Source organism: Anaerococcus sp. (genome assembly GCF_030825785.1).
Lineage (GTDB): Bacteria > Bacillota > Clostridia > Tissierellales > Peptoniphilaceae > Anaerococcus.
In genome coordinates this window covers 16,697-35,968 of the sequence record NZ_JAPJPG010000014.1, presented here as the reverse complement: position 1 = coordinate 35,968, position 19,272 = coordinate 16,697, and the positions used below count along the sequence as shown (strand labels likewise).

The following is a 19,272-nucleotide window of genomic DNA, read 5'->3' as shown; positions in this document are numbered from 1 at the left end:
CTATAAAGCCTAAAATTTAGCAAAAAGAATTATCAACATCAAAGTTATCCACAAGTTATCCTATTTTTGGGGATAAGTTATTTTTTCTCGCTTAACTTTTAATATTTTAAGCTTTGTATCTTGTGTATAACTTTAGAAGGAAGGTTGTATGGATGACGAATCTAGAATACATTACAGATGAATTAAAAAATGAAATGAAAATGCATGTTACCGATACTCAACAATTCGATACATGGATTAGGATTCTTAAGCCCTTAAATTTATATAACGAGACCCTGTATCTAGAAGTTCCAAAGAAGGATACCCTCTTTATCTACGATAAAATCTGGATTCCCCAACTTCAGATTGCTCTTGATAATATAAAAGATAAGACAGGAAAAGACCTTACGGTTTCTGTAATTGCAAAAGATTCCGACAATTATAATAAGGTCATAACACTCGGAAAAGATTATGATCCCAATGGTCAGATGCGAATAAGTAAGGTAAATTCATTTCCAAGGCCTCAACTAGAGGAAGAGAATATTTTCGCAAACTTCGTGGAAGGTAAGTCAAACCAATACGCCCTAGGCGTTAGCCAAGCTGTAGCAGAAAATATTTCAAATAAGTCCCAAGCAAGACTTTACAATCCCTTATTTATATATGGAGAAAGTGGTCTAGGTAAGACCCACTTGATGCAAGCAATTGCCCACGAAATATTAGAAAATAGAGATGATGCCTATGTGATGTATCTATCAAGTGAGAAGTTTACAAACGAGATGATATCTGCACTTAGGTCAACTAAAAATGAGAAGTTCAGAGAAAAGTACAGGTCAGTTGATATCCTTCTTATAGATGATATTCAATTTATTGCAGGTAAAGAAGGAACCCAGGAGGAATTCTTCCATACCTTTAATGACCTCTATAATACAGGCAAGCAAATAGTAATATCATCTGATAGGCCACCAAAGGAGATTAAACACCTAGAAAATAGGTTGATATCAAGGTTTTCTTGGGGAATTATAGTCGATATTGGAAAGCCTGACTTTGAAACAAGAGTTGCAATACTTCAGAAAAAGCTCGACCAGTTAGGTGCCTATATAGATAATAATATTCTCTTTTATATAGCAGAAAATATAGATACAAATATTAGAGATCTCGAAGGAGCCTTATCTACCGCAATAGCCTATGCTAAAAGCGATAATAGAGAAGTGGTGACCATGGAAGATGCCATAAAGGGAGTTGCTACTAGAGTAAAGGATAAGAAAAAACGCGTAGGAATAGATGATATACAGAAGTTTGTAGCTGATAAGTATGGAATCAAATTATCTGATATAAAGGGAAAATCTAGGAAAAAAGAAATAGTAAATCCTAGACAAATAGCCATGTTCCTATCAAGAGAAATATTAGAGGATTCACTAGTAACAATATCCAATGCCTTTGACAGAGACCATACGACTGTCATGCATGGAATTGATAAAATTCAAAAACAAATCGAAGAAGACGACGACTTTAAAGAAGAAATAGAATCGCTTTTGAAGGAGATAACAGAGTAGATTGTTTATAAGCCTGTGGATAAGTTTGTTGATAAATCAAAAGTTTTTATCTTCAATTTTCATCCTGTGGAAAGTGTGGAAAACTAAGGGTTTTATCCCTTAATTATGCCCAAGTTATCAATAGATATTTTTGGCTCAATTTAGCCTTTATATAAACTTATCCACATTTATACAAGCCCTACTAATAATACTACTAAGTATATATAATAAGTTAAGGAGTAACAATGAAATTTAAAATAAATCAGCAAGATTTAATGAATGCTATTACCATTGCGATGAAAGCTGTCTCAAAGAGTACCAATATACAGATACATGAATTAATATACTTCGAATGTTTCGCTAGCTCTCTTTCACTAAGAGCTTTTGACGGTGAAATATCTATAAAGACAAATGTCGATGCTGTCGTAGATGAAGAAGGAGAGATGGCTGTTAAAGCAAGTCTAATCTCAAATATAGTAAGAAAACTTCCAAACGACATAGTTATAATAGAAAATAAAGATGGAAAAATCTCTATAAAATGTTCATCTTCAAACTTTAACCTAATAGTCTTTGACTATTATGACAAAAATGATTTAGATATTCCAGAAACTAAGGCTATAGAAATAGATAATGACATTCTTAAAAGATCTATAGGACAGACAGAGTTTGCTACAAGTCTAGATGAAACTAAACTTGCCCTAACAGGAATATTGTTTGAACTAAAAGAAGGATGTGTAAATATGGTAGCCCTCGATGGTTACAGAGTCTCCCTAAAAAAGGTAAAACTAGATTATCCAACAGACTACGAGGATAGTGAATACATCATACCTAAGAGATCACTTTTAGAGTGGTCTAGGATTATTTCTGATGATTTGACAACAAAGTTATATAAAAATGAAAATGACCTAATATTTTCAAGCGGAAGCACTACCATGCAATGCAAGGTAATTGATAAAAACTTTATCGACTATAGAAATATTATAAATGATATTTCAGAAACTAGCGTTATACTTGATAAGAGAGAGCTGATCAATTCCCTAGATCGTGCCCAAGTCCTATCAGATCCAGGAAGAGCTAATTTAATAAAAATAGAGCTTTCTGATAATGTTATGCTTATAAAGTCAAACTCAGAGATAGGAGATGTTAGGGAAGCCATAGATGTAGAGCAAAAGGGAAGTGATCTAGAGATAGCCTTTAATGCTAGATATATGCAAGAAGGTGTAAAGGCTTGTGATTCATCAAAGATAAAGTTAAATTTTAAATCATCCCTAAATCCATGTCTAATATATCCAGAAAATTCAACCTACGAAGATGAGGACTTTACCTACCTAGTTCTTCCAGTAAGGCTTGCGAATTGAGGTAGATATGGAAAAAATTGAATTTGAAAGTGAAGAGATAAAATTAAAAGATTTACTAAAGGCAACTAATATTATCCCTACAGGAGGTCTTTCTAAAGCTATAATCAAGGAAGAAGGAGTCCTTGTAAATGGCGCCCCTTGTTTTGTGGCAGGTAAGAAGCTTCATAAGGGAGATATAGTCGAATTTGACGATTTTTCTATTACAATTGTATAATGCGGATCAAAGATTTAAAGTTAAATAATTTTAGAAATTATTTTTATGAAAATGTAGAATTTAATAAAGACTCCAATATCTTTATAGGAGATAATGCCCAGGGTAAGACTAATCTTTTAGAAAGTGTCTATTATTTGGCTAATGCGTCAAGCTTTAAGAAGATTAGAGATAAGGATATAATTAGGTTTTCTCAAAGCCAGATGAAGCTTTCTGGGATTATAAGAAAGGGAAGGGCTTTTAAAGAAGTTTTCATAGAAGTAAAGGATAATGATAAGAGTATTTTCGTAAATGGAGTAAAATATGATAGGAGGAAAGATTTAAGATCTCTTTTCAAGATTGTATTATTTACTCCAGAAGATCTCGGAATAATTAAGGATGGGCCAAATCGTAGGAGAGATTTAATAGATGAGATTATAGAAGAAATTGATCTATCTTATAAGGCCAACAAGAGAGATTACGATAAGATTCTCTACCAAAGAAATAAGCTTTTGAAAAAACGAAAGGCTCCCTACTTTGAAGAACAACTAGAGGCTTTCGATAAGTCTCTTACCAAACTTTCATACAAGATATATAAGACTAGAGATAAATTTATCAAAATCATTGATAAATTTGCTAGTGAATTTCACTCATCTCTAACATCGGATAAGGAAGAGTTAAAACTAAGCTATAAAGCTGATATTAAGGCTCCAACTCTTAGAGAATATGAGGAAGTTTTTAGGTCGGCGAGAGACTTAGATTTTAAATATCTTACAAGCCAAAGAGGAATCCATAGGGATGAGATTGAAATAAGTATAAATGGTAAAAATACCAAAAGCTTTGCTTCACAAGGCCAACAGCGTTCGGCTATCTTAAATATTAGACTTGCAGAAGTAAGGTTGATTAAGGAAGTGACAGGTGATGAGGCTGTCATTTTGTTTGATGATGTCTTTTCAGAATTAGATGAAAAAAGGTCTATGTTTTTATTAGAAAACCTCAAGGGCTTTCAGACAATAATAACTGCAACTAATACCAAGAGCTTGGAGTACGTAGATAAGGAAAAGATTTCATATATCTTAGATGGAAAGATTAGAAAGGAATAGTATGCAAGATAACAATTATGATGCTGGCAATATCAGGGTTTTGGAAGGACTAGAACCAGTTAGACTAAGACCTGGTATGTATATAGGTTCGACCAGTGAAAAGGGACTTCACCACTTAGTTTACGAAGTCGTTGATAACTCTGTGGATGAAGCCTTGGCAGGTCGTTGTGACTACATAAAGGTAACAGTAAGTAAAGATAATGTAATAAAAGTAGAGGATGACGGTTCAGGAATACCTGTCAAAGAGCATCCTACAACTCACAAATCAACGCTCGAGACAGTCCTTACAGTATTGCACGCTGGTGGTAAGTTTGATGACTCTGCCTATAAGTTTTCAGGAGGACTTCACGGTGTAGGTGTCTCTGTAGTAAACGCCCTAAGTGAATACCTGGTAGCTGAAGTCAAAAGAGACGGCCATATCTACAAGATGACTTTTGCAAAGGGAGAAGTCACAAGTGATTTGGAAATTATAGGAGATACAGAAGAAACTGGTACAACTATAACCTTCAAACCAGATGGAGAGATTTTCGATACAACTATATTTGATAGGAAAACTTTGGAAAACAGATTCAGAGAAATGGCCTTCCTAAATAGGGGAGTAGAAATAATCCTAGAAGATGAGAGAGAAGACTTTTCCGAAAGCTTCAAATATGAGGGAGGAATCAAGGAATTTGTAACATATCTTAATAGAAATAAAACTCCTATTATGGAGCAGGTTCCTCACTTCGATGGTATGCAGGAAGACATAGAAGTAGAAGTAAGCTTCCAATATACAGATGGTTACAGCGAAAATATCCTAACCTATGCCAATAATATCCACACACCAGAAGGTGGAACCCACCTATCAGGTTTTAGGTCAGCCCTAACAAGAACAGTAAATGATTACGCTAGAAACTTTAAGTTTCTAAAAGAAAACGACGAAAACCTTCAAGGTGACGATATAAGAGAGGGAATTACTGCTGTAGTTTCTATCAAAATATCCGACCCACAATTTGAAGGACAAACCAAGGCTAAACTTGGAAACTCAGAGGTTAGAGGAGCTGTGGATACATTCGTGAGCCAGAGACTTCAAGCCTATCTAGAAGAAAATCCAAAGCCTGCCAAAAATATAATAGAAAAAGCCTTAGCATCCAGAAGAGCGAGAGAAGCTGCAAGAAAGGCAAGAGACTTAACTAGGAAAAGATCTATCCTAGATTCGACAACTCTTCCAGGAAAGCTTGCAGACTGCCAATCAACCGACCTTTCCGAAAATGAAATCTTCATAGTCGAGGGTAATTCTGCGGGAGGATCTGCTAAGGGTGGAAGAGATAATAGAATTCAAGCTATCCTTCCCCTAAGAGGAAAGATTATGAATGTAGAAAAGGCTAATCTCGATAGAATCCTAAACTCAGAAGAAATTAAAGCTATGATTACAGCCTTCGGCACAGGAATAGGCAAGGAATTTGATATATCAAAACTCCGCTACGGAAAGATCATAATCATGACCGATGCCGACGTCGATGGTGCCCACATCAGAACCCTTCTTTTGACCTTCTTCTACAGATACATGAAGCCATTAATAGACGAAGGCCATGTATACGTTGCCCAACCACCTTTATATAAGATCAGTCACGGTAGAAATGAACGCTACGTATATACGGATTCCGAAAGAGACAAGGTTCTTAAGGAAATTAAGGCTGATAAATATAAGATAAATAGATATAAGGGTCTTGGTGAGATGAATGCAGATCAACTATGGGATACTACAATGGACCCAGATCACAGAGTTCTTCTAAGAGTTAATGAAGACTTAGATTCAACTAGTACGGATGATACTTTCTCACTTCTAATGGGAGAAAAGGTAGAACCAAGACGTAACTTTATTCAAGAAAACGCCAAGTACGTATCAAACATTGACGTATAGGAGGCAAAATGATAGAAGATAACAATATTATTAATGTAGACCTAGAAAAGAAGATGAAGGACTCCTATCTCGAATACTCCATGAGTGTAATCGTATCTAGGGCCCTTCCAGATGTAAGAGATGGTCTAAAACCAGTTCATAGGAGAATCCTCTACGGAATGGAAGGCTTAGGACTTGATCCAAATAAGCCTACTAGAAAATCCGCCAGGGTAGTCGGTGATGTAATGGGTAAGTACCACCCTCACGGTGATAGTGCCATCTACGATGCCTTGGTAAGACTTGCCCAAGATTTTTCAACTAGATATCCTTTGGCCCAAGGTCAAGGTAACTTCGGTTCAATAGATGGAGATGACGCAGCTGCTATGCGTTATACAGAAGTTAGAATGAGCAAGATCGCCAAGGAGATGCTAAGAGATATCAACAAGGATACGGTCGACTTTATGCCAAACTTCGATGAAGAAGAATTGGAACCAGTTGTCCTTCCTTCAAGATTTCCTAACCTACTTGTAAATGGGTCAAATGGTATAGCTGTAGGTATGGCTACAAATATGGCTCCTCACAATCTAGGAGAGTCAATTGAGGCCTGTATAGCCTATATGAAAGATCCTGAGATTTCCATAGAAGATTTAAATAAAATAATACCAGGACCAGACTTTCCAACAGGAGCCTATATCCTCGGTAAATCAGGAATAAAGGATGCCTATAGTACAGGACGAGGCAAGGTGAAGCTCCGTGCTGTTTGTAAAATCGAGCCATTTAAGAAAAATAGGGAAAGAATCATAATTACAGAAATCCCTTACCAGGTAAACAAGTCCCGACTAATCGAAAAAATAGCAGACCTTGTCAAAGAAAAAAGAATCGATGGCATATCTGACATTAGGGATGAGTCAGACAGGAAAGGAATGAGGATTGTAATTGAGGTTAAAAGAGACTCTAATGCAAATATCGTCTTAAACAACCTATACAAATACACTCAGCTTGAGACAACTTTCGGAATAATAAATCTAGCCCTAGTAGATGGAGTGCCTAAGGTTTTAAATCTTAAGGAATTAATTGAATACTACATCGAACACCAAAAGGATGTAGTGACTAGAAGGACAAGTTTTGACCTATCCAAGGCTAAGGCTAGAAAACATATAGTAGAAGGTCTTATAGTAGCAATCGATAATATCGATGAGATTATAAAAATAATCAGATCTTCTTATGATAATGATGAGATTAAGAAAATATTCTTAGAAAAATTCTCTCTTACAGACAAGCAATCTCAAGCCATCCTTGATATGCAACTTAAAAGACTATCAGGACTCGAGATTGATAAATTAAAGGCTGAAAACAAAGAGCTAGAAGAGACAATAGCATATCTACTTTCTATCCTAAATTCAGAAGAAAACCTCCTTAATCTAATAATCGATGAGATGGAAGAAATAAAAGAGAAATTCTCTGATGATAGGAGAAGTAAGATCGTACCAGACGAGGGTGAGATCGACATAGAAGAGCTAATTGAAAAAGAAGACGTCCTCCTTACCCTAACCAAGGATGGCTACATCAAAAGACTGCCTATAGATACCTACAAGGTCCAAAATAGGGGTGGCAAGGGAATAGCTGCAGGAAATACCAAAGAAGGAGACTTTATCAAGAAGATAAAGACAACTAATACTCACGAAGACCTCTTATTCTTCACATCCTTTGGTAAGGTCTACTCCCTAAAGACCTACGAAGTTCCAGAAGGAAGCCGCCAATCTAGAGGAATAGCTATTATAAATATCCTAAAGCTTGAATCTGGAGAAAAGATTACAGAAATGATGACCCTATCCGAATTAAACAAGGATAGTCAAATAGTTCTACAAACAAAAATGGGTACAATTAAGAAAACTGAGGCCGAAAACTTCACCAATATTAGGAAAAATGGAATCATAGCTATTTCTCTTAAAGAAGATGATAGGTTAATCTCAGTTAGACAAATAGATAAGGAAGAAGAGTTAATCATATCAACTAAAAACGGTATGACCATCCAATTTAACTCAGCTGATCTTAGGTCTATGGGAAGGATAGCCCAAGGAGTAAGGGCAATCAAGCTCGATAAGAGAGACGAGGTTGTATCTATGAATATAAAAGGCGATGAGACCTATCTACTTGTGGTAACAGAAAACGCCTACGGCAAGAAGACCTCCTTTAACAATTTCAAAAACCAAAACAGGGGTGGTAAGGGTGTCAAATGCCACAAGGTTACAGAAAAAACTGGAAAAATCATAGATACTTTACCAGTCGACCTAGATAATGATATAATGATGGTATCCTTATCAGGTGATATGATAAGATTAAATGTAAGGGATATATCTATAACAGGTAGAAACACAGTTGGCGTTAAGCTCAAAAACCTTACAGATGAAAATGACAGGATTGTTTCAGTAACTAAATATAGCACTTTAGAAGAAGAGGAAGAAGATGTTTAAAGCAAATATTACAGACGAAAATGACAAGTTAGTGCTAGATCTTTCTGGAGATCTCGATGTATATTCAGAAGAAGAGTTCAAATCTCTTATAGAAGATGAAATAGAAACTGTGAACAAAGACGTATTAATAGATATCAAAAATCTTGACTATCTTGACTCGACAGGTCTTGGTATGTTTATGAAAATATATAAGATAAATGAGCAAAGAGGAAAAAAAGTAAAGATAATCAATCCAAAAGAAAATATCTTAAAGCTTTTCAAGATCACAGATCTTACAGAAATATTTGAGATGGTGTAATATGGAAAAAATAAGCATTAAAATTCCTGCAAATAGCCTCTATATCAAATCATTGAGGCTATTTGCGGCAAGCCTTGCCTCAGATTTGGGCTTTAATATAGAAGAAGTCGAAGATATAAGAGTAGTAGTATCTGAGGCGGTTAACTACAAGCTAAATGAAGAAGACATCACGGTAAACTTCTATGCAGAAGAGAAAAACCTTAAGGTAGAAGTAAAAGGAAAGGACAGAGAGCTTGAGCCAAGAGCCCTTTCCATGAGAGATTTAATCCTAGAAGAATTATGTGACAAGCTAATAATCGAAGATGAAAAGATAGTACTTACAATAAGGGCAGAATAATGTCTAAGACAAGCAAAAAAGAGCACAAAGAGGCCATTCAAGAAAAATTCGAAGAGTATTATGAAACTCGCGACATAAAACTAAGAGATGAGCTTATACAAGAACATATGTATATAGTCGATATCCTCTCTAACAAATACGTAGGAAAGGGAATCGAAAAAGATGATCTCTACCAAGTCGCAAGCTTAGGCTTGATCTATGCTGTAGAAAGGTATGATCCAACCAAGGGCTATGCTTTCTCATCCTTTGCGACTCCAACAATAATGGGAGAGCTTAAGAGATACTTTAGGGATAAGGGCTGGGTAATAAGAGTTCCTCGTAGGATACAGAATCTTTATAAAAAGATCAATACAGCCAAAAAAATCCTCCCACAAGAACTTCAAAGAACACCAACTATAGCCGATATAGCTGACTATCTTGGAGAAGATGAGGAGACAATACTAGAGACTATGGAAGCAAGCAAGGTCTATACTCCACAATCTTTGGATATGAAATACCAAGTCCAAAAGGGAGAAAATTCCATCGACTTATCAGATATGATTGGAGAAGAAGACAGGAACTTCGACTCAATCGAGCTTAAAGATCTAATCGATAAGTCAAAAGAAAGATTAAATGACCTAGAAAAAGAAATCCTAGAACTTAGATACTACGAAGGAAGGACCCAGGTAGATATAGCAAACACCTTGGACATAAGCCAGATGACAGTATCAAGGATTGAGAAAAAAATCTTACAAAAATTTAGTATAGAATTAGAAAAGATGAAGTAAGGATCTCGCTAATGCGGGATCTTTTTTTTATTGTCTTGTAACATATGTTACTGATTACCATTCTCAATAGCTATATAATAAAATTAGTTAAAAATATGGAGGCAATTATGAAAATTGATATAAATAAAACGGTTTTTGATTTAATAGAAGAAAATTCAGAACTTAAGGATATACTTACAGAAATAGGGTTTATGGGTCTAGATAACCCACTTTTAATCAAATCCATGGCAAAGAAAACATCACTTAAAAGAGCGGCGAGCCTTATGGGCATAGATAAGCTAGAAGAAAGACTTGAAAACTATGGCTATGAAGTTTTTGATTCTTCACTAGACCCAGAGGTTATTAGGAGAAAAGAACTTGTCAAATCATATATATCAAGACTTTCAGAAGGAGAGGATCTAGAAAAAGTAAAGAAGGATTTCAAAGAAAACTTCCAAGGAGTCTTATCATCAGAGATAATGGATGCAGAAGAAGAACTCCTACAATCTGGAATAGATAAGGATGAAGTAAGAAAACTTTGCGATGTTCACTCTTCTCTATTTCACGGAATGACCCACAATGAAAATAGTGAGGAAAGAAGTATAGATCCATTCATATCCTATATGGAAAGAGAAAATGACAAGATAAAAGAAATCATAAACGAGGCAAAAGAAGATAAAGACTACGAGAAGCTTACGGTTATTGGAAGCCACTATAAGAAAAAGGGAGATTTAATATATCCCCTTCTTAAGGTAAAATACAATAAGCCAGGCCCATCAGATGTGATGTGGGCTGTAGATATAGAAATAGCCAAGGCTATTAGAAAGGCTATAAAGAAAGAAGATGAGAAAGCTCTAGATAAAGCTATCCAGAGAGCAGAAGAGATGACCTACAAGGAAGATAATATCCTTTATCCTCTATTAGAAGAAAATGTAAAAAAAGAAGACCTAGACCTACTCTACAAGGACCTAAAAGACTACGACCACTCACTAATCTCATATGAGGAAATAGAAAGTGAAGAAAAAGAGAGCAAAGAAGAAGAAGGTTATGTCACTTTCAAGAAAGGTAAATTGAGGAAGGACCAAATCGAAGCAATATTTGATACCTTAGATGTAGAAATCACCTTTGTCAATGATAAGGATATAAATACCTACTTTAACGATCACAAAGGAAGTAAGGTCTTCAAAAGACCAGAAAGCGCCCTAGGCCGCCCAGTATATTCCTGCCACCCACCCAAGGTAGAACCTATAGTAAGAGGACTAATCAAGGACTTCAAAGCAGGCAAAAGAGACGAGTTCAGACTAGTTAAACCTATAGCAGGCAAGGATATGTCTATTACTTACTATGCTGTAAGAGATAAAAAAGGAAACTACAAGGGTGTTTTGGAAGCAGTTCAAGACTTAAGCTTCTACAAGGATTATCTTACAAAATAGAATAAGTTTTATATTTTAAAATCTTCCACTTGGTGTAAAACTAAGTGGGAGATTTTTATTTTAAAGGAAAAAAGAATAAATCTAATTGTAAATAAAATACTTTTGAAAAGGGTATAGATGGACTAAAATAGGAGGAGATTTGATGGAAGTTTTTAATTTATTTGATCATATAAAGTTTTCTGATCTAGAAGAAATCGAAGAGAAATTCTTTGAAAATGGGAAAGTCAGGGCTATAAGGACCCTATCCTTAAATCAAGTTACAGACTATATGGTACAAGACGAGGATGAAGTTGTTATTCTTATGGAAGGATTAGCTTCCATTGAAACAGAATCGGAAATAGTAAGGATGAAAAAGGGAGATTTTCTTTTTATTCCAAAAGGACTAAGGCATAGGGTGATAGATCAGGATAAGGCTATTTGGTTTTGCCTTTTTGTTAAAATTTAAAATAATTTAGATATTGGATGCTGATTTATGAAAAGTGGCATCTATTTTTATACAATGTTAAATCAATGGAGATTTACTTATATATTTTACAAAAAATCTAAACTATCTGCACTTAAAATCCACATCTTTGATTTATTATATAGATGTAAGGAGCAAGATATGATTGAAATAGATAATTTAAAAGTCTCCTATGGGGATAAAAAAGTATTGGATATTAAGGAGAAATTAGAATTTAAAGATGGGGAGAAGATAGGAATAATTGGCTCAAATGGAGCTGGAAAAACAACACTCATCAAGGCTATTCTTGGAATCATTCCCTTTAGTGGAAATATAGTAACGGGTATACCTAGGCAAGAGATTGCCGTTCATATGCAATTTAATAATTATTCTGAGAGTGTATCTACTAGAGATATTATTCAAATGGTTGCTAATAGAAAAATTGAAAATGATAAAAGTTTATCAGAATTAATAGAGTTTTTTGATTTTAAAAAACTATTAAAAAAATCTTTTAAAGAACTATCAGGGGGAGAAAAACAAAAACTAACTCTTATCTTAGTTATGTGGAAGGATTCTCCTATTACGATGTTCGATGAAGTGACTACTGGACTTGATTTTGTAACTCGTCAGATGCTGATGGAGAAGATTTTGGATTATTACAAGGGCAAGAGTACTAGCATACTTTTAGTAAGCCACTACTATGAAGAGCTTGAAAATATTTGTGATAAGCTCCTATATATCCACAAAGGAAGGGTTTTATTTTTTGGATCTAAGAAAGAGATGTTCAATAAATATTGCACGAAGTCAGTGATACTAACTGAGGATAATGATACAACAAATAGCTTGATAGGAAAAGAAGATAGGATAGCTTCTATGACTAATAAGATAGCTGCAGGTTTTGATGACAGTACTAGAGAAAAAGATCTGATCAATAAGCTTGTTGAAAATGATCAAAATTTTGAAAGACTAAATGAGTCCATAGAACTTACTGTATTGAATGCATTATCTAAGGAGGGATATGATGAATAAGTATATAATAAAGTATGAAACTAAATTATTATTGAAAAACTATGCAACAATATTTTTCGGATTAGTTTTTCCTTTGATTATGGCATCCCTAATCATAGTTGGTGTTGGTTCAAAGCTACCAATTCAGTATGTATCAGAAGCTAAAAGGAGTATAACTTTAACTATAAACATAATATCACCTTTATCTATATTTTTGATTGGTCACGCCAGTATTACAGCTAAGGATATGGAAGAAGGAGTTTATGATAGGTTAGAGCTTTTTTCCATAAAACAGTTTGTTATGGCTAAGTATAAGTTTTTGATTTACTATATATTTTTTCTAATATGCACTATCATATATTTTTTAATAATCATGAATGCTTTTAATGTAGAATTTACTATGATAGAATTATTAAGACACACTATATATGTAAGTTTGATAGATATGAGCTCTTTCTTCTTAGCCTATGCTATTTGCCTATATACAAAAAAATATTCCTTATCTTTCGGTTTAACTATGGTTTTATATTTTTTTACTATGATTCTAAGTGGAATGATGGGAATTTCTGTAGATGATATGCCAGAATCCATAAGATATATTGCTAGAGCTATTCCAACAAGTCACTTTTCATCAGCAGAATATTTGGATGAAATATCCAAGGGAATCGTAAATTATACTTTCATCCAAGGATTAATATTATTAATTCTAATATCCTTAATTATGATGGTTTTGGCCATAAGGAAAAATAAGAGAAGAGATAATTAATTCATATCTTTCTGAAAATACTATATAATCAAACTAGGGGTGATTGTATGAAAAGTATACTATTTCTAGAAGATGAAATAGATATTAGAGAAGTATTGTCTGAATATTTAAAAATCGCTGATTTTTCTGTAACTGTCACTGATGATGGAAATGAAGCGATTGAAATTTTAAATGAAAACAAATTTGATGTAGCAATATTGGATATAATGGTAAATGGGAAAAGTGGTCTTGAGGTACTAGAATTTATTAGAAAGAATAAAAAAATAAAAAATACCAATGTAGTAATGCTTACAGCCTTAGAAGATATAAATACGCAGATAGAGGCTTTTGACCTATATTGTGACGACTATATTATAAAGCCTGTTCAACCTATTTTACTAATAAAGAAAATAGAAATGATTTTACAAAGGAGAGGTAATAATTATAACTTATCTCAGGATGGTCTTGTACTAGATAATGATGGATTTAGGCTATTATATGACGGCAAAGACCTAAAACTAACAGTTACAGAATTTCAGCTGATGAAATTATTTATAGAGAATAAAAAAAAGGTTTTTTCTAGAGAGAACCTAATAACTAGCTTATATGACACTACATTTTATGGTTCTACTAGAACCATAGATTCTCATATAAAAAATCTCAGGAAAAAACTACCGAAGGAGTATATAAAAACTCTTGTAGGAGTAGGGTACAAATTTAATGAAGAAGCCTAAGCTAAATATAAGTGAGAAAAATTTCATATACAACGTAATACTGACTCTTTTGATATGCTTTATAGTATTTTCCTATATGATATTCTTTATGCCTAATATTTATTTAGAGAAGAAGAACCAAGAAAATGAAGACTTAGCCCTTAAGGTTCATGAATCTTTTGTGAAGGATATATCTTACGATAGTGCAAGAGATGTGGCAAAAGAAGGGATGATTTCCTTATACAAAAAGAATAATAGTGACGAGGTCCGTTTATCAGGTCTAAATTTTGATACCATTATCAAGATAAAAAATAAAAATATTTTAAATTTTCTACAATACTTAGAAAATTCTAAAGGCTCATTTGATGAAGAAGTCTTTAAAAACAAATTCTTCCATATAAAGGAAGACTTATTAAAATCATTGGAGGATTTTGTAGATATAGAAGGGCTAGATTATGTGGAAGTAGACTCAGATGATTCCACTTTTGTGAAAGAAATAAGAGATTCAATACTTATTAAGTCTGTATCCAGGAAAAAAGATAGGTCGGCAATAAGTTTTATGTTAATAACTTATAAGGACTCGGGGATATATATAAGTACATATCCTCTATTGTTTGATGATCTAACTGGGGTAAAAAGTACTATAATATCAGCCTTTCCAATTATATTTTTGCTAGTTGTAATAATAGTCTTTCTTCTAAATAGAATTTATTCAAAATCTATTACAGATCCAATTCTAAAGATGAGTAAATTTACAAGAGAATCTAGAGATAATAGAAATATTTCATATGATTTAGACATCCATACTAATGATGAAATAGAAGAATTATCAGAAAATATCAAAGAAACTTATAAGGCACTTACAGAAAATTACAAAAGTCTTGAAAAATTAAGTGAAAAAAGAGAAGTATTCTTCAAATCAGCATCTCATGAGCTCAAAACTCCAGTTCAAGCAGCTATATTGTTAGCAGATGGAATGATAGAAAATATAGGAAAATACAAAGATAGAGATATATACTTACCAAAATTAAAAGATAAATTAATTAATCTTCAAGTCTTGATAGGAGATTTGCTCTACCTAAATAAACTGGATGAAGAACCTATATTAGAAAGACTTGATCTAAGATCTATAATGGATGAATCTATAATTAACCATACAGATCTCTTAGAAAAAAAGAAGATATATCTGAGTATTAAGGGTTCTAGATTAGATAAAATAGATTATGATCATTTTAGAATAGTATTCGATAATATCCTTAAAAATGCCATAGAATATACCGATGATTATGGAAAAATAGAGATAAAGTTTTCTTCTGATATTGTCATAAAAAATTATCCTACAAGAATAGATTCGGATATACTAAACAATATCAAAAAACCATTTGTATCTTCAAATACGTCTAAATCTAGAGGGATGGGAATGTATATAGTGGAAAGCCTCTTAGATGATTGTGCTTATAGTTTTTCTGTAGATTATGAAAATGAAATATTTACTATAATAATTTATAAGAATTAAAAAGAGGCTGTTGCATAATTAATAAATCATTCCACTACAGTTAGAATAATCTCCATGGAGTAGCCGACTGGCTAATCGACTCCACCAGCCGACAGGCACAAATTGACCTACCGGCTAGGAGAGGTAACTCCTAAGATAACATTCTAACGATGGTACATGAATACTCACAATTTTGCAACAACTTCTTTTAATTTTATTCGCCAGGATACATTGTAGATGAGCCTGGATACATTTTTGCTAGTTCGTTTATGATTAGACCTATGTCACCGTAGCCGGTTTCTTCTAGGATTTTTTCGCCACGACTTGCTGCTATATCTATATCTTCGTTAGTCATTTGAGCCACTACATCAGGGTCGAATTCATAAAGTTCGACTAGGCTTCTTTTAAACTCATCATAATCGCTTTGGTTTTCAGAGAATTTCTCTACATTTTGGCTAGACTCTACTGCTTTCACCTCACTAGTAGAACTTTCGTTTTTGTCGAAATTGTCCTTGCCAACTATTTCTATATAGTCATTATAAAGACCTTCTGGGTTTTTGTCATAGGCTTTCTTAAAGGCTTCTTCAAGCTTCTTATCAGACATATTGTCTATTTCTGTTTGATCGTAGCCAAGATTTGCTATGAACCTTCTTTCATCAGCGAACTTATCTGTAACTTTATCGGTGCTTTTTGGCCAGTTGTATAATTCTTCTATAGAATCTAGTGGGAATTTGTTTGAGTATTCTCTAAAGTCTTTGGCAAGTTCTTGGAAGAAGAAGTCCTTCACATCCCAATAACCTGTCTTATCACTTGCAGACTTAGCACGTAGATAGTATTCTTTGATATCTTCATCTGTGAGCTTATCTAGGACTTCTGGGTCGAATTCTCCGATATCTGTTATATATTTTCTTATATCGTCGTAGTTGATATTGTTAAGAGCATCTTCTACGTTTTTGTCAGAGCTATCTTCCTTCTTATCGTCCTTTTTTTCTTCCTTTTTATCTTTACTATTTGAGTCTTCGTCCTTTTCATCAATTAAGTCAGAGTTTTTGTCATTTTTGTTTTCTTCAGCTAGTGCGTTTTCTATTGTTTTTTCTGAAACATTTCCCTTATTAGATCCTTCCATGTTTTGGCATGAACTTAGAGCTAGAATAAGAGCAAATGCTAATAGTATATTTCTTTTTTTCATATATCCCTCCGTTTTTAATATGATACCCTTTTTGCTTATTTTTAATAATTGTACTATATTTTGGAGTGAATTTATATTTTTTATAAAATTTGATAGAAATTTCAAAAAATAGAGAAAATTTGTAACCTTTTTGTTGCAATTTTGCTTAGAATAGTCTATAATAAACTTGAAATACTAAAATACAGGAAAAATAGCTTAATACTATAGATTATTTGTAATTAATTTGTAATTAAAATTTGATGAAAGAGGTAGAGATGAAAAAGGTAAATAAAACTATACTTTTAGCATCAACACTGTTTATATCTCAGGCTTTGATGTCAGGAACATACTCATATGCAGAAGAGGACTATAAACTAGATGTTGATGATAATTTATCACAAGATATAGGAGAGGGTGAAGCTTTAACTAGCGAAGATAATGATATAGCTACATACGAAGATGGTGACATAGCTACATATGATGAAGAAAATCTTGATAGAATCCTATCCGACTTGGAAGAAACGGGACTTTCTAATACAAGTGATGAAGACTTAGCTACTGAAAATGAAGCTGACAAGGCTAGTGAGGCTAGCGAAAAGGAACTTGCTCCTGAGCAAGAGATTTCTGTCAAAGAGATTTCTGGAGACAGGGGACCTGCGGATGATAAGGAAGAAAAGGAAGTAAAAGAAGATAGCTCAAAGGATGTTATCTATTACGATAATTCTAGTCTCGATGACATATATAACGAAGTTAAAGTACATGATTCTAATACTTCTACATCTGATAGGGGAGCTTCATCAGAGGATAAAAGAGCAAGCGAGTCTTCTTGGTATGAAGAAAGCTCCAAAGTATACCACAAAGACAGTGATGGCAATGTAAGCAAGGGTCTTAAAGAAATAGAAGGTAAGAAGTATTACTTTGCAAATGATGGAAGTCTTCAAACAAATAAGAAGGTTCTTACAAATGATTCCTATTATGAAGCAAACGATAGAGGAATCCTAAGTGCTAAGCTTAACTCTTGGGTTAAGGTAAATGGTAAGGTATATCACACTAATGAGAATGGAAAAATCTATAAGGGTGTGACAAAAGTTGGAAACGACTACTATAACTTCAATCAGGATGGAGTACTTACAACTAACAATAAAGAAATAAAAGACGGAAAGCTATATATAACTGATAAAGAAGGAAGGATTACAAATCCTAAAAACTTTTGGGCTAAAGTAGATGGTAAGACCTACAGAAGTGGCGATGACGGAAAGCTTGTAAGAGGAGCTCGTACTATAGCCAAATACACCTATGTCTTCGACAAAGATGGTGTCATGGCCCAAAACAAAGGCATAATGTCTGCCGGAAGATACTACAAGACAGACAGCAGGGGAGTTGCTACAAATCCAAAGAACGCTTGGTTTGAGTTTAATGGCAACAAATACCACACCAACGGCAATGGTTATGTTCAAGAAGGTGTTTGGGAGATTGATGGAAATTATTATTACTTTACATCAAATGGCCTCCAAAAGAATACAGAAGTAACTCAAAGGGGAGTAACCTACAAGGTTGATGGCAATGGTCTTGCAAAGCCTGTAGATAATAACATCAAGGGATCAAAGAATCTCGACAAGGCTATGGAGTGGATGTTTACAGCAAGAAGAGCTGGCCTAACCTATGATATGCACTGGAAGAATAGAACTTCTGACTGGGCAGCAGATTGCTCATCAGCAGTTTATAGGTCTCTAATCTACGGAGGATTCCTAAAACAAGGCTCAGCCATAGGAAATACAGAAACACTCTTCAAACTTGGAGCAGCAGGCAAAGTATTGTATGAGATCTCTGAAAGTGAGATAAGATACGGAGATATTTTCGTATCAGGAAGACCTGGTGCAAGTTCAGGAGCCGCTGGACACACTGGCTTTATCCTAAATAGGGCAAATGATACAATAATCCACATGTCCTATAGCCAAAATGGAGTAGCTGTTACTCCTAGAAAAGGCTACATGGGAGACTCTTCCGGACTACCTGTAAGATACTATAGACTTGTAGGAGCAGATTCAGACAGATTATACGAAAACAAAAAATAAAATCCAAGGAGTTCTACTTAATAGAAGTAGGCTCTTTTTTATTTATAAATTTTAATTTAGAAAAATACATAAGATCTTTTAGGATAATGGATTTTAAGTGCTTTAGAAAATCTTTATTTGAATAACACATGAATAAAATATGCCTTTATGATATTTTTTGAATTTACGAAATAGCTTTATAACAATAATTCTTTATAAGAGAGCAGTAAAAATCTAAGAAAGTAAATTAATACTTATACACAAATCTTTGACTAAAATGAATAATAAAGGTAGAATGTAAACAATTTCATAAAA

The 19,272-nt window shown here is 33.8% G+C and carries 17 protein-coding genes; 16 read left to right on the top strand and 1 reads right to left on the bottom strand.

The window, feature by feature from the left end:
* Positions 1 to 152 precede the first annotated feature (152 nt).
* From dnaA to RCH56_RS03440, 15 genes are all read left to right on the top strand, one after another.
* Positions 153 to 1,532, top strand: a complete 1,380-nt coding sequence (gene dnaA / locus RCH56_RS03510; protein WP_306483615.1) for a chromosomal replication initiator protein DnaA — start codon at positions 153 to 155, stop codon at positions 1,530 to 1,532.
* 224 nt (positions 1,533 to 1,756) lie between these two features.
* Positions 1,757 to 2,869, top strand: a complete 1,113-nt coding sequence (gene dnaN / locus RCH56_RS03505; RefSeq protein ID WP_306483614.1) for a DNA polymerase III subunit beta — start codon at positions 1,757 to 1,759, stop codon at positions 2,867 to 2,869.
* Between the two features lie 7 nt (positions 2,870 to 2,876).
* Positions 2,877 to 3,083, top strand: coding sequence for an RNA-binding S4 domain-containing protein (locus tag RCH56_RS03500; protein WP_306483613.1), 207 nt, complete (start codon positions 2,877 to 2,879; stop codon positions 3,081 to 3,083).
* On the top strand, positions 3,083 to 4,162 hold the full coding sequence (gene recF, locus RCH56_RS03495; protein WP_306483612.1) for a DNA replication/repair protein RecF: 1,080 nt from the start codon (positions 3,083 to 3,085) through the stop codon (positions 4,160 to 4,162). Before RCH56_RS03500 ends, recF begins: the two co-directional genes overlap by 1 nt.
* Before the next feature lies 1 nt (position 4,163).
* Positions 4,164 to 6,065: a DNA topoisomerase (ATP-hydrolyzing) subunit B gene (gene gyrB, locus RCH56_RS03490; RefSeq protein ID WP_306483611.1), complete on the top strand. Its 1,902-nt coding sequence runs from the start codon at positions 4,164 to 4,166 to the stop codon at positions 6,063 to 6,065.
* Between the two features lie 8 nt (positions 6,066 to 6,073).
* Positions 6,074 to 8,518: a DNA gyrase subunit A gene (gyrA, locus tag RCH56_RS03485; RefSeq protein ID WP_306483610.1), complete on the top strand. Its 2,445-nt coding sequence runs from the start codon at positions 6,074 to 6,076 to the stop codon at positions 8,516 to 8,518.
* The gene (locus RCH56_RS03480; RefSeq protein ID WP_306483609.1) at positions 8,511 to 8,816 is read left to right on the top strand and encodes an STAS domain-containing protein; all 306 of its coding nucleotides are present in this window, start codon (positions 8,511 to 8,513) and stop codon (positions 8,814 to 8,816) included. Before gyrA ends, RCH56_RS03480 begins: the two co-directional genes overlap by 8 nt.
* Position 8,817: 1 nt before the next feature.
* Complete coding sequence (locus tag RCH56_RS03475; RefSeq protein WP_306483608.1) at positions 8,818 to 9,153, top strand: anti-sigma regulatory factor; 336 nt, start codon at positions 8,818 to 8,820, stop codon at positions 9,151 to 9,153.
* The gene (locus RCH56_RS03470) at positions 9,153 to 9,920 is read left to right on the top strand and encodes a SigB/SigF/SigG family RNA polymerase sigma factor (RefSeq protein WP_306483607.1); all 768 of its coding nucleotides are present in this window, start codon (positions 9,153 to 9,155) and stop codon (positions 9,918 to 9,920) included. The genes RCH56_RS03475 and RCH56_RS03470 overlap by 1 nt, the downstream gene beginning before the upstream one ends.
* 107 nt (positions 9,921 to 10,027) lie before the next feature.
* A complete protein-coding gene (locus tag RCH56_RS03465; protein WP_306483606.1) occupies positions 10,028 to 11,332 on the top strand; it encodes a DUF438 domain-containing protein in 1,305 nt (434 codons plus the stop codon).
* Positions 11,333 to 11,474: 142 nt separating this feature from the next.
* The gene (locus RCH56_RS03460; protein WP_306483605.1) at positions 11,475 to 11,777 is read left to right on the top strand and encodes a cupin domain-containing protein; all 303 of its coding nucleotides are present in this window, start codon (positions 11,475 to 11,477) and stop codon (positions 11,775 to 11,777) included.
* 159 nt (positions 11,778 to 11,936) lie between these two features.
* Positions 11,937 to 12,803, top strand: a complete 867-nt coding sequence (locus RCH56_RS03455; RefSeq protein WP_306483604.1) for an ATP-binding cassette domain-containing protein — start codon at positions 11,937 to 11,939, stop codon at positions 12,801 to 12,803.
* Positions 12,796 to 13,548, top strand: coding sequence for an ABC transporter permease (locus RCH56_RS03450; RefSeq protein ID WP_306483603.1), 753 nt, complete (start codon positions 12,796 to 12,798; stop codon positions 13,546 to 13,548). The genes RCH56_RS03455 and RCH56_RS03450 overlap by 8 nt, the downstream gene beginning before the upstream one ends.
* Positions 13,549 to 13,595: 47 nt before the next feature.
* Positions 13,596 to 14,261 carry a response regulator transcription factor gene (locus RCH56_RS03445; protein WP_306483602.1) on the top strand — a complete coding sequence of 222 codons (666 nt, stop codon included), beginning with the start codon at positions 13,596 to 13,598 and terminating at the stop codon, positions 14,259 to 14,261.
* Entirely contained in the window at positions 14,248 to 15,756 is a 1,509-nt protein-coding gene (locus RCH56_RS03440) for a HAMP domain-containing sensor histidine kinase (RefSeq protein WP_306483601.1), read from the top strand. The genes RCH56_RS03445 and RCH56_RS03440 overlap by 14 nt, the downstream gene beginning before the upstream one ends.
* A 193-nt stretch (positions 15,757 to 15,949) precedes the next feature.
* Here RCH56_RS03440 and RCH56_RS03435 read toward each other — a convergent pair whose 3' ends face one another.
* Positions 15,950 to 16,924, bottom strand: coding sequence for a hypothetical protein (locus tag RCH56_RS03435; RefSeq protein ID WP_306483600.1), 975 nt, complete (start codon positions 16,922 to 16,924; stop codon positions 15,950 to 15,952).
* Positions 16,925 to 17,178: 254 nt separating this feature from the next.
* Between RCH56_RS03435 and RCH56_RS03430 the strand changes: the two genes are divergently transcribed.
* Complete coding sequence (locus RCH56_RS03430) at positions 17,179 to 18,978, top strand: peptidoglycan amidohydrolase family protein (protein ID WP_306483599.1); 1,800 nt, start codon at positions 17,179 to 17,181, stop codon at positions 18,976 to 18,978.
* Positions 18,979 to 19,272: the final 294 nt, after the last annotated feature.